Origin of the sequence: Anabaena sp. CS-542/02, from assembly GCF_028331085.1 — a bacterium.
GTDB lineage: Bacteria > Cyanobacteriota > Cyanobacteriia > Cyanobacteriales > Nostocaceae > Anabaenopsis > Anabaenopsis arnoldii.
The window spans coordinates 1-14,080 of record NZ_JAQMTM010000156.1; the positions used below are offsets into that span (position 1 = coordinate 1).

13 protein-coding genes and 1 pseudogene are annotated in these 14,080 nt (G+C 41.3%); 8 read left to right on the plus strand and 6 right to left on the minus strand.

Annotation, left to right across the window (positions count from 1 at the left end; all coding sequences use genetic code 11):
- Positions 1 to 229: 229 nt before the first annotated feature.
- Positions 230 to 1,129 carry a CRISPR-associated ring nuclease Crn3/Csx3 gene (gene crn3, locus PN447_RS16060; protein WP_271764022.1) on the minus strand — a complete coding sequence of 300 codons (900 nt, stop codon included), beginning with the start codon at positions 1,127 to 1,129 and terminating at the stop codon, positions 230 to 232.
- 928 nt (positions 1,130 to 2,057) lie between these two features.
- Between crn3 and PN447_RS16065 the strand changes: the two are divergent.
- Positions 2,058 to 2,365 (plus strand): annotated as a pseudogene (locus PN447_RS16065) (glutaredoxin family protein).
- 33 nt (positions 2,366 to 2,398) lie between these two features.
- Positions 2,399 to 3,886 (plus strand): UDP-N-acetylmuramoyl-L-alanyl-D-glutamate--2,6-diaminopimelate ligase, encoded by a 1,488-nt coding sequence (locus PN447_RS16070; protein ID WP_271764024.1) that lies wholly within the window; start codon positions 2,399 to 2,401, stop codon positions 3,884 to 3,886.
- An 8-nt stretch (positions 3,887 to 3,894) separates the two neighbouring features.
- Here PN447_RS16070 and PN447_RS16075 read toward each other — a convergent pair whose 3' ends face one another.
- Positions 3,895 to 5,334: a sensor histidine kinase gene (locus PN447_RS16075; protein WP_271764025.1), complete on the minus strand. Its 1,440-nt coding sequence runs from the start codon at positions 5,332 to 5,334 to the stop codon at positions 3,895 to 3,897.
- A 135-nt stretch (positions 5,335 to 5,469) separates the two neighbouring features.
- Positions 5,470 to 6,276, minus strand: coding sequence for an ion transporter (locus tag PN447_RS16080; protein ID WP_271764026.1), 807 nt, complete (start codon positions 6,274 to 6,276; stop codon positions 5,470 to 5,472).
- Between the two features lie 80 nt (positions 6,277 to 6,356).
- Here PN447_RS16080 and PN447_RS16085 point away from each other — a divergent pair, with 80 nt between their 5' ends.
- Entirely contained in the window at positions 6,357 to 6,782 is a 426-nt protein-coding gene (locus PN447_RS16085) for a nucleoside deaminase (RefSeq protein ID WP_271764027.1), read from the plus strand.
- Between the two features lie 31 nt (positions 6,783 to 6,813).
- On the opposite strand, the gene PN447_RS16090 is transcribed toward PN447_RS16085, so the two are convergent.
- On the minus strand, positions 6,814 to 6,987 hold the full coding sequence (locus PN447_RS16090; protein ID WP_271764035.1) for a hypothetical protein: 174 nt from the start codon (positions 6,985 to 6,987) through the stop codon (positions 6,814 to 6,816).
- 100 nt (positions 6,988 to 7,087) lie between these two features.
- Between PN447_RS16090 and PN447_RS16095 the strand changes: the two genes are divergently transcribed.
- From PN447_RS16095 to PN447_RS16105, 3 genes are all read left to right on the plus strand, one after another.
- Complete coding sequence (locus tag PN447_RS16095) at positions 7,088 to 7,873, plus strand: TenA family transcriptional regulator (protein ID WP_271764028.1); 786 nt, start codon at positions 7,088 to 7,090, stop codon at positions 7,871 to 7,873.
- Between the two features lie 204 nt (positions 7,874 to 8,077).
- Complete coding sequence (locus tag PN447_RS16100) at positions 8,078 to 8,839, plus strand: class I SAM-dependent DNA methyltransferase (RefSeq protein ID WP_271764029.1); 762 nt, start codon at positions 8,078 to 8,080, stop codon at positions 8,837 to 8,839.
- Positions 8,836 to 9,753: a TauD/TfdA dioxygenase family protein gene (locus PN447_RS16105; protein WP_271764030.1), complete on the plus strand. Its 918-nt coding sequence runs from the start codon at positions 8,836 to 8,838 to the stop codon at positions 9,751 to 9,753. Before PN447_RS16100 ends, PN447_RS16105 begins: the two co-directional genes overlap by 4 nt.
- 37 nt (positions 9,754 to 9,790) lie before the next feature.
- On the opposite strand, the gene PN447_RS16110 is transcribed toward PN447_RS16105, so the two are convergent.
- A complete protein-coding gene (locus tag PN447_RS16110) occupies positions 9,791 to 9,973 on the minus strand; it encodes a hypothetical protein (RefSeq protein WP_271764031.1) in 183 nt (60 codons plus the stop codon).
- 185 nt (positions 9,974 to 10,158) lie between these two features.
- Between PN447_RS16110 and sipA the strand changes: the two genes are divergently transcribed.
- Together sipA and PN447_RS16120 are read left to right on the plus strand one after the other, a co-directional pair.
- Positions 10,159 to 10,413 (plus strand): regulatory protein SipA, encoded by a 255-nt coding sequence (sipA, locus tag PN447_RS16115; protein WP_271764032.1) that lies wholly within the window; start codon positions 10,159 to 10,161, stop codon positions 10,411 to 10,413.
- A gap of 32 nt (positions 10,414 to 10,445) precedes the next feature.
- Positions 10,446 to 11,024 carry a peroxiredoxin gene (locus PN447_RS16120; protein ID WP_271764033.1) on the plus strand — a complete coding sequence of 193 codons (579 nt, stop codon included), beginning with the start codon at positions 10,446 to 10,448 and terminating at the stop codon, positions 11,022 to 11,024.
- 82 nt (positions 11,025 to 11,106) lie between these two features.
- Here PN447_RS16120 and hetF read toward each other — a convergent pair whose 3' ends face one another.
- Entirely contained in the window at positions 11,107 to 13,635 is a 2,529-nt protein-coding gene (gene hetF, locus PN447_RS16125; RefSeq protein ID WP_271764034.1) for a cell division protein HetF, read from the minus strand.
- Positions 13,636 to 14,080 lie beyond the last annotated feature (445 nt).

The window sequence follows — 14,080 nt, forward strand, 5'->3', positions numbered from 1 at the left end:
ACTGAATCCCATCGTTGTAATGTCTTGACTGACACCCCAATTTTCTTTGCAAACTCATGAGGTTTAAACATAAATACACTTATAGGTTTGTAGATAAGTGTATAGGTTTGTCTATTTAATTGTCAACTAGGCTACTACTCATTTCCCCAAGCCAAACACCAAGCGATCGCTATTGTCATAGAACTGGTATCTTGCATTTGACACTCCCCTAGGTTAGATTAATGTGAATTTATTTATTTAAAAGTATTAATTTTTTCAACCGTTTTAAAAAAGCTTGGGGAACAGCAGCAGGTTCTCCCGGTACCCACGGCCCAGCAGTCATTTCTAAATAGGGTTTCTGCTGATGAATGATTTCCATGGGAGTCAGCACACTATTAATCACACCGATGGGTTTTAAATTACCACGCTCGCCACAAAATTCATGCCAAGCATCAATAGCTTGACTATGGCAACTGATAATCAGATAATGGCTACAAGCCTCTAAAATCGGTAACTTTTGTGGTTGTTCCACCCCCCCCACATCCACAATTACCAAAGACTTCTCCCGTCGTAACTGAAGGATAACCTGAGAATGGTAGGGGAAAAACTCATCTGTGAAAGAACCGCGATCGCCCCTATTAACAGCCTCCGTACCCAAATCTAAAAGGTAATTACCCTCACCATCCCAACGGGCGCGTTGCAGATATATATCAGGAGTTTCACAAGACAAAGCTGTAAACAAAGCATGAGAGAATACACTTTTACCACTATTTGGTGGTCCGACAATCATTAACGCTGGACATAATTGCTGGTGGTAACAATAAGGGGGATGTATATCAACTACTTCCCCAATGTCAACCACATCAGAGTTAGTTGCTACCACCACCGCACCTAAATGCGGTTCATAACAAGCTACCCAAGCCGTAAACTGTAGTTTGTCAGTTAGGTAAGCATACAGCCAAATGGGGGCGCGTCCAGAAATTACCACACCAGCAGTAGTATCAATACCAGATGGTAACTCTACATCTATTAAATCTTCTGGTTGAATCAGGCGATCGCTTTTGGTTGAACAAATTAATAAAAATTGGTATTTCTTACCTTGGTCAATCACTGGTTCACTTAACTGTAATCGACCCACGTCCTGAGTCATCAGCCTTTTTCCTTTTTTGCAGTCTGAGTAAAACTACATCAGCATCATCGATGTTTTCGGAATCTCAACGCGGTACATTACCAGTTTTTTCGCCACAAATAAACCCATAAACAAAATATCCTCTCTTGAAATGAGTTCATTATTACACACCCATGGAAGAGGACTATTCCAGTTTTTTTAAAGTTGTATAAATTAATATCATAAAAGTATTATTTGCGTAATAATCACCACATTCCCCCAAGGGGACGGAAATCAGAAACCCCACTGTTACTAATGAAAAATGCCCACAGGCGCGGGCATTAAGTAGGCTTTCTGTCACTTTTATTGGCTACAATCATGTTTGATCATGATGCTTTTATTCTTCTGGATTTTCCCAAATAAATCAAGTACTTAAAACTGTAATTTTAGACATAAATAGCGAAATTATATCTTTTTATTTATCCATTCTCCAGATGACAATAGAGCCAAATTGAGAATTTATGTGACAACTCTAGTATCTGCTGATTGTGTTTTTAAATTTCCGGTAATTATCTCGCAATAATTGTAATTATATCACAAGGATGAATTGGTATTTACTACTACCATAAACATCCCGTTGACTAGCAAACATTTCACGACAAAACTTAGATATTTATGTCAATTAACATTGAGAATTGCCGGGAATTTTATACTAAAACTATAAGTGTGGTCAGGTTGAAAACCCCAGGTATTCCCAGTCTTGGGGTTTTACTTTTTTCCCCCATTCCCCATTCCCCATTACCCCCAATACTGAAGATTAGCCGAAAGATAGATGAAATTAGATCACCAATTGCCTTATATTATGGCTCAAACAAAGAGCGTCAGGTTTGAGGGTGTATCTGCTAGCCAGAGTAATCTGAATCCGCTCGGTTAAGATAGAGTTTAACCAAGCTATCAATGTTTTCAGAAAATGCGATTGATTTTATACAGCAAGCCCGGATGTCATTTGTGTGAGAGTTTACAAGAAAAGTTAGAACAAGTCGAAAACCTCAATTGTGAGTTAGAAGTTCGGGATATTACCACTCGTGAAGATTGGTTCTTGGCTTATCAGTATGAAATACCGGTTCTTTGTTTATGTAACCACACAGGGGCAGAAGACACCGAGGGAGGGGTAATTGAGGAGCGTTTACCACGTCCTTCTCCCCGTGCTAGTGTGCAGCAGTTAGCCCAAATGTTGGGTAAGTATTTATCTATTTAGAAAAAAATAATGCAGAATAAGCGCAAGAGATTTATGTGACGAGGTGCACTAAAATGAAATTGCGTGAATTGCTGGCGGTTGTGGATGGTGTTAATTACTCTTTTGTCCCTGATGTAGAAGTTACGGGTTTAAAGACTAATTCTCATGCTTGTAGTATGGGTGATTTATTCATTGGAATGCCGGGAACCCGGGTAGATGGTGGGGATTTTTGGCCTAGCGCGATCGCCTCCGGTGCTGTAGCGGCCATTGTTTCACCCCAAGCATTACAAAACAATCCTCCCACAGATGGGGCTGTGGTTGTCAGTGCTGCGGATATGACTAAAGCCTGCGCCCAATTAGCGGCAGCTTTTTACGGTCATCCAGGCAAAAAACTAAAGCTGGTGGGTGTGACTGGCACTAATGGTAAAACTACTACTAGTCATTTAGTGGAATTTTTCCTCAGTCAAGCTCATCTATCTGTGGCTTTGATGGGAACTCTTTACACTCGTTGGCCTGGTTTTGAACAAACTGCCCTCCACACCACACCCTTTGCAGTGGAATTACAAGAACAGCTAGCAGCGGCTGTGAATGCGGGTTGTGAGTTTGGTAGCATGGAAGTTAGTTCCCATGCTTTAGCCCAGGGTCGAGTTTTAGGGTGTGAGTTTGAGGTGGGGGTGTTTACTAATCTCACTCAAGACCATTTGGACTATCACAGGGATATGGAGGATTATTTTGCTGCCAAGGCTTTATTATTTACTCCCGAATATCTCAAGGGACGCGCAATAATTAATGCTGATGATGCCTACGGTCAGCGTTTAATTGCGTCTCTAAGTATATCAGGACGGGTGTGGAGTTACAGTGTTAATAATCACAGCGCCGATTTGTACATGAGTAATTTAATGTACGAACCTAATGGTGTCAGCGGTATGTTACATACCCCAAGGGGTAATGTGGCTTTTCGTTCTCCTTTGGTGGGGCAGTATAATTTAGAGAATCTTTTGGCAGCTGTGGGTGCGGTTTTACATTTAGGACTAGATTTACACTTGGTGGCTGCGGCTATACCACAGTTTCCTGGGGTTCCCGGACGCATGGAACGCGTACTTAGTCCTGAGGAAGAAATCACCGTAATTGTGGATTATGCCCACACCCCTGATAGTTTGGAAAATTTGCTCAAAGCTGCACGGCCGTTTATTCCCGGGAATATGATTTGCGTGTTTGGCTGTGGAGGCGATCGCGATCGCACTAAGCGCCCTAAAATGGGTAAAATTGCCGCAGAATTAGCAGATATAGCGGTTGTGACTTCAGATAATCCCCGGACTGAAGACCCGGAACGGATTTTACAAGATGTTTTAGCAGGAATTCCTGATACGGCTCAACCAATAGTAATATGCGATCGCGCTACAGCTATTCGCACTGCCATTTTACAAGCCCAACCCGGCGATGGAGTCTTATTAGCTGGTAAAGGTCACGAAGACTACCAAATTCTCGGCACTGAAAAAATCCACTTTGACGACCGAGAACACGCACGGGAAGCTTTACAAGAAAGACTCAAGACCCGTTGATCTCAAAATCAAACACTTAGCTTTTTCTTACTGCTGACTTCCAAAGGTAAGAAAATAGTTAAAACTTCTCCGTAGTGTTGGCGTTGGCGGACAATCAGTTTACCGCCAATAGCCTGAAATAGATGCTTTGTGGCAGCAATATTTAAAGTAATCGTACCGGTTTCGGGTTGAAACATCAGCAGTTGACCCAGTGCTTTGCGAATTGGTGGTGTAACATTCCCCGTGGCGACGCTTGTACCTTGGCAATGGAGTTGGGGTGATAATTGTAACTTCAGTTGGTCCCCTGCTGGAATCACCTGCACTTGAATATGACTTCCTGGGGGTAAACTGCGGGTGAAATTCTCCATCAACCCGGTTAGTACCTGATCGAGCATATTGGGATTACTCACCACTGTTGGTAATTGCTGCGGTAAAACTACATCTAAAGTCAAATTTCGCCGATGTGCCGCTTGTTGCCAACGGGGGACACTCTGCCGCAGTACCTGATCTAAGGACATGGGTGTGAGTTGACTACTGGGAGATTTCACCGCGGGAGAAGTTTCTAATTCTGCGGCTTTAAACAGTAACTCCATGCGGTCAATTTGCTCGGTACACTCGTGATCAATAATTTCTAAGCGATTAGTGACTTTAGCTGGTAAATCTTGCCGTTTGAGTAGTAAGCGAGTCAGGGTGCGAATTGTCGTTAAAGGTGTCCGCACTTCGTGAGCAAAAGCTTGGAGTAATTCTACATCGGGTACTGGGGATGGCTTGGGGGCTACGCTTTGCTGTTCAGCATCTGCAGTGTCTTCTAATACTTCTTTATTGGCTGGGACTGCTGTTAATTGCTCCAGTAACAACCTGCTAAACTCCATGATCAGGCGGTAATCTGGTGTGATCGCAGCATAGTTTTGAACTAATGTATCCAGTTCGGCGCTAAATTCTGGATTAGTCAGCATTACCCTGGCACTCAGCGATCGCCAAGCTTGCTCTACTACTTCCGGCTCAAAGGAAAATGAAAATGTTTTATTACCTCTGTGATCTTCCGCCAAAACCAGCACTAATCTCAATTTTTCTGTAAAAACTAAGCAAAATCTCTCTCTTCCCAGTGGATCTGCTGGTAGTAAAGGTAGTACTGTTTTCTGGGGAGCCATTTCTTGACCTCCTGTAGCAATCACACCAGGCCTCTGAAATGGCATCAATGCCAAGGGGTTAAATGGCAGCGCTGTAAATGTGACAGTTTGCAAGCTCTGATTTAATTTTGGCTGACTAAATAAAGGTGCTGGTGCAGCTAACACTAAGCCTTTATTGCCATCAGGTGAAGCAGTTTCTAAACTGTTGATCAGTAGTTGTTCTGTTGCAGCCACACTCACCCGCCACTGTCGCTCTGCTTTGGTTGGTGAGCATTCAGCCACAGTTGCCTGACTGGCAGCTACAATTTCACTCAGGCTTGGCAAGATCCATTGATACACAGGTATTCACCCCTTAATTGAAGAGCGACGGCAGCGTTTAAATTAGACATTTGACTACTACCTATGAGGTTATATTCTTTTGTGTACTGGCAACAGTAGTATAACCGAACATTATAGGGGCAATTTCCCCTGTTATCAGTTCAATTCCGAGATTGTCAATTTACCCTTGAGTAACTCAGTCCCACACCGTTTACAAAACTTAGCATCTACATCATGGAATGCTAAACCACAACCAGAACAAACTATTTCTAGCTGATTAGCAGTTTTCACCAATCGCTTAATTAAGTCCCCTACTTGCCAAGGAATTAAGGAAATACCTGTCAAAATCATTAATACTGTCAGCAAGCGACCTAATTCTGAAATCGGGGTCAAATCCCCAAATCCCACTGTTGTCATGGTCACCACCGAAAAATAAAAGGCATCCAAAAATGTGCCAAAAACATCAGGGTTGACTGGATGTTCTACCTGATAAATTAAGCCGGAGTAAATAAATATAATGGCAAATAAAGTAAATAAAATTCTGGCAAATATTTCCCCATCTTCTGTAGTGATAGTGCCAAATAAAAATGGTCTATCTATCAATTTAATTAAGCTTAAAATTCTAAAACAGCGCAAGAGGCGAATAAACCTCAAATCAACTCCCCCTATAAAAAATGTTAAAATTGCTATTAAGTCAATAGTTGCGTAAAAACTAAAAATATAGTTAATTTTATTTTCTGCACTCCACAGGCGCACTGCATATTCTCCCGCAAAAAATATCAGGATTACAATGTCAATAACATTTAAATCCATGAGAATATGATCAGGAATATTATAAGTTTCAGCGACAAAAATACCTGATGATAGTAGCACCAAAACTGTAAGTGTTAAATTGATCGCTTTACCTGTTGGTGTTTCTAGGTCTTTTAAGTAAAATTCTGTTTGTTTTTTGGTTAGTAACATATTCAACACCTTTGACAAAAGACAAATAAAAGTTAAATAGGATATGATGAGAATTTATCATTAATAAATGACTAATTCCGATGCAACCAGAAGATTTTATGCGCCTAGCACTAGAAGAAGCTCAAAAAGGAGATGCTCCTTATGGTGCTGTAATTGTTAAAAACCAAGAAGTTGTGGCTGTCGCTCATAATACCGTGAATCGAGATAGCGACCCATCAGCCCATGCAGAAATTAACGTGATTCGCCGCTTAACAGCTAAACTTAAAAGCCCTTCCTTCGCAGGTTATACAATATATACCACTGGTGAACCTTGTCCTATGTGTGCTACGGCCTGTGTGTGGGCGGGGATATCTGAAATTGTCTATGGTGCTTCCATTCAAGATTTAGTCTCGGTGAATCAATCACAAATTCTTATATCTTGTGAACAGGTAATTACTCAATCATTCAGAAATATTAAAATCACAGGTGGGATTTTAAAGCATGAATGTTTGGCATTATTTAATTGAGCAAAATATGTTTTGAGAATTGTTAATATTTTTAACAAGGCTCTAAATAAGCTAAAAATCTGTTAGCCACAATAGCCGCTTGAGTGCGATCGCGTAAGTTTAAGCGGTTCAAAATATTGGTGACATGATTCTTGACAAAAAATTTTGAAAGGCACGAAAGCCACTTGGCTTTAGACAGTGGAGGAAGTGCCAACGGCGAATTCATTCGCCGTGATGACTAACCATGATAATGTTTTATGTATTGACAATTGGCAAATTTTCTGATTTTGTTTTAAACAGCGTGTCCTGAAGGGGGATGACAAGAAATGGAAAATTTAATCAAGGAAGCACTAAGCCATCGAGCAATTAATCACCCTTATTTACTTGCTTTAGAAAAAGGAGAATTTCAACATATTGATGAAGTTCTGAAAGACTTTGCCAGTCAATACGGAGCTTATAGTGACTGGTTTTCCCGTTATTTAACAGCAGTAATATCAAAGCTAGAAAATCCCACTCATCGAAATCACCTGCTGAAGAACTTAGCTGAAGAAAACGGATATCTACACGATGAAGAGCTCGAAGCAATCCGTAAATTAGGTATTAAAGACGAGTGGGTACAGGAAATTACTCACCCACAGTTATTCAAGCGTTTTCAAAAAGCTATGGGAGTAGATAGCACGCAAACGCCTTGTGTTGAAGTAGAAATCTGGCGTGAATCATTCTTATCGCTGATCCAGAATGAAAGTTCACTCCAAGCTATTGGAGCGATAGGTTTAGGGACTGAATCTGTTGTTAAATTTATCTACAAACACATTATTGAAGCGATTAAAAACCATACATCATTATCCTTGGGGCAATATGTATTTTTTCCTTTACATACAGAAGTGGAGGATGAACACAGCTTAACTTTAATTGAGATTGCTAAAGAATTAGCCAGTGAAAGCGAACAGGCTGTTCTGGAATTACGCAAAGGAATGTTAAAAGCCTTAAATCTACGTGCTGCTTACTGGGACAATATGTATGAACGTGCATTGGCGCTAGATAAATCTTTGACATCATCAGACCAACTCAAGATTGTTAAGCTTTTCACTAAAAGGAAAAGTTATTTTTGATCAGTACGAAAACGAATTCGAACCGGGTACTTTTGCTGTTATTCCCCGTTGGTGCGTGCATCAATCTGTGAACTTAGGCGAAGAAGAGCTAATTTTTCTTGCGATAGCTGATTTTGGATTAACTGGCAAAAGTTTCATGGGAAATTACTTACACATTGCTAGACTAAAACAAAATTAGTGCAAATTTTATCACGTTAGATAGGTATGAAAGCAACACAAGAAACCAAAAAACTTTACGACGAAAGCGCAGGAGACTGGAAACGAGTAGAACCGATTTTGCTTTCTGATTACTCCGCACGCCCGTTTGTCATTGATTTATGTGAACCGATTGTCAACAAGAATATATTAGACCTAGGCTGTGGGGAAGGTTATGTAGGAAGAGAGTTAATTAACCGAGGCGCTCAATATGTTCATGGGATTGATATTTCATCGCAAATGATCGAGCAGGCCTTGATCCAAAAAAACGAGTATCAGATTACTAATGCTTCTTATGAAACTGGTGATATTCGTGATTTTGGGGTAACTGAGTCCGAACAATACGATTTAGTTCTGGCTATGTTTCTGTTCAACTACTTAAATGTTTCAGAAACTATTAGCACGATGCAGAAAGCCTACCAACTTTTGAAATTCGGTGGATATTTCCTGTTCGCCGTCCCCCATCCCTCTTTACCTTTTCTGAAAAAAGATAAGTTTCCGTTTTATTTTAAACCGAAAGCTGGCTATTTTTCTGGACGCGATCAATTATTCCCCGGTGAAATTTGGCGCAGAGATAGAAAAGCCGTCGCCGTGCAATGTGTTCATAAAACTATGGAAGATTACTTCACATCTCTTCGTTTAGCAGCATTCACAAAAATGCCAGAAGTTTATGAACTAAAAATTAATCAGGAACATTTAGAACTAGACCCAGAATTTTTTACTCCGCTTATTGACCTTCCCCTTCACGTTGCTTTCAAAATTCAAAAATGATTGTACCGATTTCTGATCCTAATATTTCATTACTGACTTGGAAAAAATTGCCTGATCCTTCTCAACTATTTTTTCATTTACCAGAATCCTTAGTCTTGGATTTACTAAAAATAAGCAATCACAGATGGCTTGACAAACCCAACGAAATAGGACGGGAAACACTCAATAAAAATATTGATTTTTTCCTACCGTTTCGTGAAAAATTGCTCCAGGAACCAGGAATAATTATTTTCCGATTAGAACCAGCATTAACAGAAACAGAAATGCGATTAATTTATGCTTTTATTTCTCGCATTTTTGGACTGCTAAACGACCGCTATGGCTATTTTTTTGATGTAATCGATCGAGGAATGGATTATACTAAAGAAGCCATTCCAGTTTCGATGACAAATGCAGAAACTGGCTATCATACCGATAGTACAGCCAAAAACTACTTCCCTGATATTGTTGGCTTACTGTGTCTTGCTGCCGCGGATGAGGGAGGAGATTCCCTTGTAGCAAATGCCGCCAATTTGTATCAATATTTCTTGCAACACCAGACACAGCTAGTCCCCTGTCTCTACGAACCTTTGGCGCGCGATGTTATTATACCAGGAGAGATTAATTCTCAAGAAGCTATTCAAAAGAATAATTTCCCCTTATTCTCAGCCGATTCTCAGGGTCTGGTTTTTCGTTATATGCGGTACTGGATTGAAGTCGCTTACTCCAAACTGGAAATAGCGCAACCTGAAGCTATCACAAAAACACTTGACATAATCGACAACTTTTTTTCAGAACCCGAAAATACAGTCCGCTTCAAAATGAAAAAAGGTGATGTATTTTACGTTAATAATCGCTTTTTATGCCACAATAGAACCACTTTTAAAAATTCCGAAAAACCTCGACAGATGGTGCGTAGTTGGATTAACCTTTAAACAAAATACTGTGGGGCGGGTTTTACCCTTCTCGTATTTAACGCTGATTCGTCCCTGCTGCATGCACATAACGCTCCAGCGCCCGGACACTTACACCCAGAAACTCAGATGCTTCTTGTTTGTTCATATAAACCTCGCCAATCTCGCCAAATGCTAACACATCCCCTTGGCGGTATTTGACGATGTTATAAAAAACGATTACTTCAAACTTCCCAGACATTCAGAACAGATGTTAGCAGTTCTGACCCCAGAGCAACGGCAACAAATGCAGGAAATGCGCCAAAATATGCGATCGCGCCGTCAGCAAGGCAATTTCCCAAATAGAGAATAAAAAATTAAGCCAATACCTAGTAAAAGTTAGGAGTTATGAGTTATGAGTTAGTCAAGACTCCTAGCTTGATAAACATGACTCCAGAATTCGCCATTGGTAGTAAGGTCAGAGTTGTAGCACTACCGCCCTACGTCAAAACCGCAGAGCCCATGCCCATGCTGCGCCCCCCTGATGTGATTTCTTTAGGGGAAGAAGGTACATTAATTGACCGAAAACCCGGAGGATATTGGGTTATACACTTTACTAAGGGCAATTTTTTGTTGGATAGCCAATATATTGAAAGCACAGATATCCCACCCGCATCTCACCAGGGTAACCAAGAATTGTAAACTTGTGTAAAGTTGTCATTTTGGTCAGCACCATGATTTCTCGGCGCAATTTTTTCAATATATTACTTGTCAGCTGTTTTGCCCTCATCAGTTGGCTGCATCTTACCCCAGCGGCTTATGCAATGGGTGGTAAACTTCCGTCCATCAATCAGCCCGCACCAGAGTTTACTTTGCCAACTAATACAGGTGATGGTACAGTTTCTCTTTCCGATTGGCGGGGTAAGTGGGTAGTCCTGTATTTTTATCCCCAGGATTTTACCTCCGGTTGCACTATTGAAGCTCGTCGTTTTCAGCAAGACCTACCCAAATACATAAATAAAAACGTTCAGATTATTGGTGTGAGTGCCGATGATGTTGATTCCCACGCCGAATTTTGTGATTCACAGGGGTTGAAATTTCCCCTATTAGCTGATACCACTGGGGCTGTGAGTAAGGCTTATGGTTCTTGGCTCGGTGTTGTATCCATGCGCCATAGTTTCATCATTGATCCCGAAGGAATTTTGCGTGAGATTTTCGTGAAGGTCAACCCATCAATTCACAGTACAGAAGTTCTGGCGGAACTGGAAAAGTTGCAATCTCAGACTATCTCAGTCCAGCTATCAGCTTCTTAGTCCTGAAAAGTTGGGCTGAAGAATCCATCCCTCAACCTAACTGTTGACTGGATTTTGACGGTTAACTGTCAAATTGTAACCGTCAATTTTCTTCACCTTTTTCTTGCAGGAGCGATCGCCACTTGGACTGGGCTTTTTCTGACCACAACCAATTCTGACTCAATTCATTACTCTGGAAATTCACTGGTTGATTGGCGATTACCATATCTCTCAACTTCACAGCTTCATTAACATATTGTCTTTGTTTATTAATAGAAGGTTGATTATATGCAGATGTATACATCCCCAGTGCTAATCCAGCATAGGAAGTTAAAGCTTCTTCGGGGAGTTCCGTGCTCATAGTTACTGGTGCAGTAGAGGCAATCCTTTGCCGATTAAGAGCTAAATTCAAGGCTTGGAACCAAGAAGAATTAGCTTCGTTGAGATTACCGTCTGCATAGTAGGCAAATCCCAAAGCATTATTATATAAAGGTGAATTTGGTTCAGATTCCAACGCACTTTCCCAATAACGGCGGACATCATTAATACTGTATTTCTGGTTTCCAGTCTGAAGAAACTGCCATGCTAATCGCCCTTTTAAAAACTTAACAGATGAATCATCTAGTTGGTTTTGCGGAACTAAATCCAGTAAGGCTTCAGCAGCATCCAGTTCACCACGATTGAGTAGTTCTGTGATCCATCGTAGTCCTTCGTCTAAGTCACCCTGGCCTAATTTTTCCTTAGCCTTGACAGTTATGATTTCAGTGGGGGCATTTTTAATGTTGATTTCAGGCTGAATCTCTGTGGTTAAAGACTCCGGATCCATTGGACGTGTAACCGATGTAGGTGTTTCTGGTTGTTTTTCCCGTAAAAAAATTAAGCTAATAATTATACATAAAGCACTTGCACCCACTATACCAATAACAGGCCACAGTTGATAACGAGTACGAGCTAAAGGAATTGATGGAGCTGGTGATGATTTTCTTGGGGTGAGAGTCTTCCTGTTTTTTTCCACATATTTAGCCGCTGGGGGTGGGGATTCTAGTGTTTCTTCAGTTAATTTTAGTTCCTCATCCTGAGAAGCAGTATCTTGGGGCAGATGATATTCCCGAACTTGGTTATCTGTAATCCCTTGTACAGGTTCCTGATAGGGAATTTCCTGATGTAGCTGACGAAACAAATCCGAAACTAAAGCCGAATCTTCCGCATAGTCGGGATCATCATCAGACTCAATTTCATCTACTAGGTCGCCCCATGTGTCTTCACCTAGCCAGTCTATATCTGATAGGTTGGGTGGTGTTGGTATAGAATCATCACCTAAACCATAATAAATCATCTCATCAATGGGTAAAACTATGTCTGTATCATCTGCCATGGCAACATACATAGCGGTGGGATTTTCCCTTAAAGGCGGCTGATAAATATACTCTTTGAGTGAGTCCGCACTTAAATATTCCGCACTTAAAGATATTTCTGGACAGAACGAACCGTCAAAATCCTGTTGGAGATATAAAATTGGTAAAGCCCAGTAATTCTGGTGAGAACCATAGGTAGAAATTAATCCCTGGCGTACTAGATTGACACACAAATCTACAGGGCATCCCTGGCTGAGCTTGTGATAAAATAATTGTGTCAGCGTCAGCGCTACTTCATCGGGAATGCGTTCTGACATAGCCAAAACGCTGCCAATTCCTCGCCTCACCAGGCTTTGTGTCAAGTTACGTTGAGCCGTCATGTCCCCACCAGGGTCGGATGTAGCTGTGTATGCTCCCCAGCAGGAATTAAACACAACCATTTTAATATTATTGTTAACTAGCAACCCTGCTAAATCATCACCACTAAGAGTTTCCGTTAACCCAGTTCTTCTACTGACAAGGTAAATTTGTCCACCTTGGGGACTTCGGCTACTATGACCAGAGTAGTGTAGAATTTGGTATCCCCCTTGTTCTAAGGCTTGGGTTAATTCTTCGCGCCCTGGTTGATCTAGTATAGTCAGCGAAATCTCTGGTAAATGATGGCCACTTCTGTCATTTCGTCTTTTCTGACGGTGAAGTTCCTCTTGGAGGTTGATAGCTTCTTGTTTGAGTAAATCAAGGCGGACTTGATCCGGAGGAGAAGCTAGTACCATTAAGACTTTGACTTTTCCAGTTTCTGGGAGTTTTGATTTGCTTCTCAATGGTAAACGAGATCCAGCCATTGTTCCGCTTTGGTAGCGAGAAAAAGCAATATAAGGGCCAGTAGCCAGAGGGCGATCACCTGCGTGCATCACTTCCCAAGGTAGACGTGCTAACCTGACATCTTTTAGCCCCAATCGTAGGTGCAGCAATTTTTGGTGGTTTTGGGCAATCCCTTGGGCGGTAATCCAACTGTCTCTGATAGTGCCTTGAAATAGTGCATTGTACAATTGCTGTCCCAATGTCACCAGATTAAAAGAGTTCTTAGCGATCGCGTTTCCCTGGAATACCGATTTGAGCGGGTCATTCATCAGATGTCCAGCAGATACTAACCACTCAGTGACAGGCCAGGTTACCAGTTCTTCTGCCAATGGCACCCCAGTCGCGACTTGTTCGGTCCGCACCAAGTAGTCATTTTGCCCTACTGGGGTTACGGAAATATGAAATTCCTGGGTCACAACTTTTCCTGTTCGCCTCCTTAATCGAATTGAAACTTTGAGTTTCAGCTATATATTTTTGCTCCTTCTCACACCTTAGATGCATTCTGCTACTGAATGTTTCTCAGCCGGGTTATTTTTGCGGTTCCTTGGTTATAAGTTTATCCGCATTAGTTCCCCACTGCCTAGCTAAATTTAATTGATTGAACTGCGATCAGCTCTATTTTGTGCTTTTCTCCGGAAAGAGGTAGATGTGTCGCGGATATTAAATTAGTAGATGCACCCTGATAACTAACTCCCCTGATTGGCTAACACCGGTTAGGGGATTTTTTTAGGCTTTTCTCCGGAAAAAGGTAGATGTGTCGCGGATATTAAATTGGTAGATGCACCCTGATAACTAACTCCCCTGATTGGCTAACACCGGTTAGGGGATTTTTTTAGGCTTTTCTCCGGAAAAAGGTAGATG

What these genes read in the sequence shown, in the direction of transcription:
- PN447_RS16120 (WP_271764033.1), top strand. Translation starts at nt 10,446, where the DNA reads ATGATTTCTCGGCGCAATTTTTTCAATATATTACTTGTCAGCTGTTTT.
- crn3 (WP_271764022.1), bottom strand. Translation starts at nt 1,129, where the DNA reads ATGACTCAGGACGTGGGTCGATTACAGTTAAGTGAACCAGTGATTGAC.
- PN447_RS16110 (WP_271764031.1), bottom strand. Translation starts at nt 9,973, where the DNA reads ATGTCTGGGAAGTTTGAAGTAATCGTTTTTTATAACATCGTCAAATAC.
- PN447_RS16080 (WP_271764026.1), bottom strand. Translation starts at nt 6,276, where the DNA reads ATGTTACTAACCAAAAAACAAACAGAATTTTACTTAAAAGACCTAGAA.
- PN447_RS16085 (WP_271764027.1), top strand. Translation starts at nt 6,357, where the DNA reads ATGCAACCAGAAGATTTTATGCGCCTAGCACTAGAAGAAGCTCAAAAA.
- sipA (WP_271764032.1), top strand. Translation starts at nt 10,159, where the DNA reads ATGACTCCAGAATTCGCCATTGGTAGTAAGGTCAGAGTTGTAGCACTA.
- PN447_RS16105 (WP_271764030.1), top strand. Translation starts at nt 8,836, where the DNA reads ATGATTGTACCGATTTCTGATCCTAATATTTCATTACTGACTTGGAAA.
- PN447_RS16090 (WP_271764035.1), bottom strand. Translation starts at nt 6,987, where the DNA reads ATGAATTCGCCGTTGGCACTTCCTCCACTGTCTAAAGCCAAGTGGCTT.
- PN447_RS16070 (WP_271764024.1), top strand. Translation starts at nt 2,399, where the DNA reads ATGAAATTGCGTGAATTGCTGGCGGTTGTGGATGGTGTTAATTACTCT.
- PN447_RS16095 (WP_271764028.1), top strand. Translation starts at nt 7,088, where the DNA reads ATGGAAAATTTAATCAAGGAAGCACTAAGCCATCGAGCAATTAATCAC.
- PN447_RS16100 (WP_271764029.1), top strand. Translation starts at nt 8,078, where the DNA reads ATGAAAGCAACACAAGAAACCAAAAAACTTTACGACGAAAGCGCAGGA.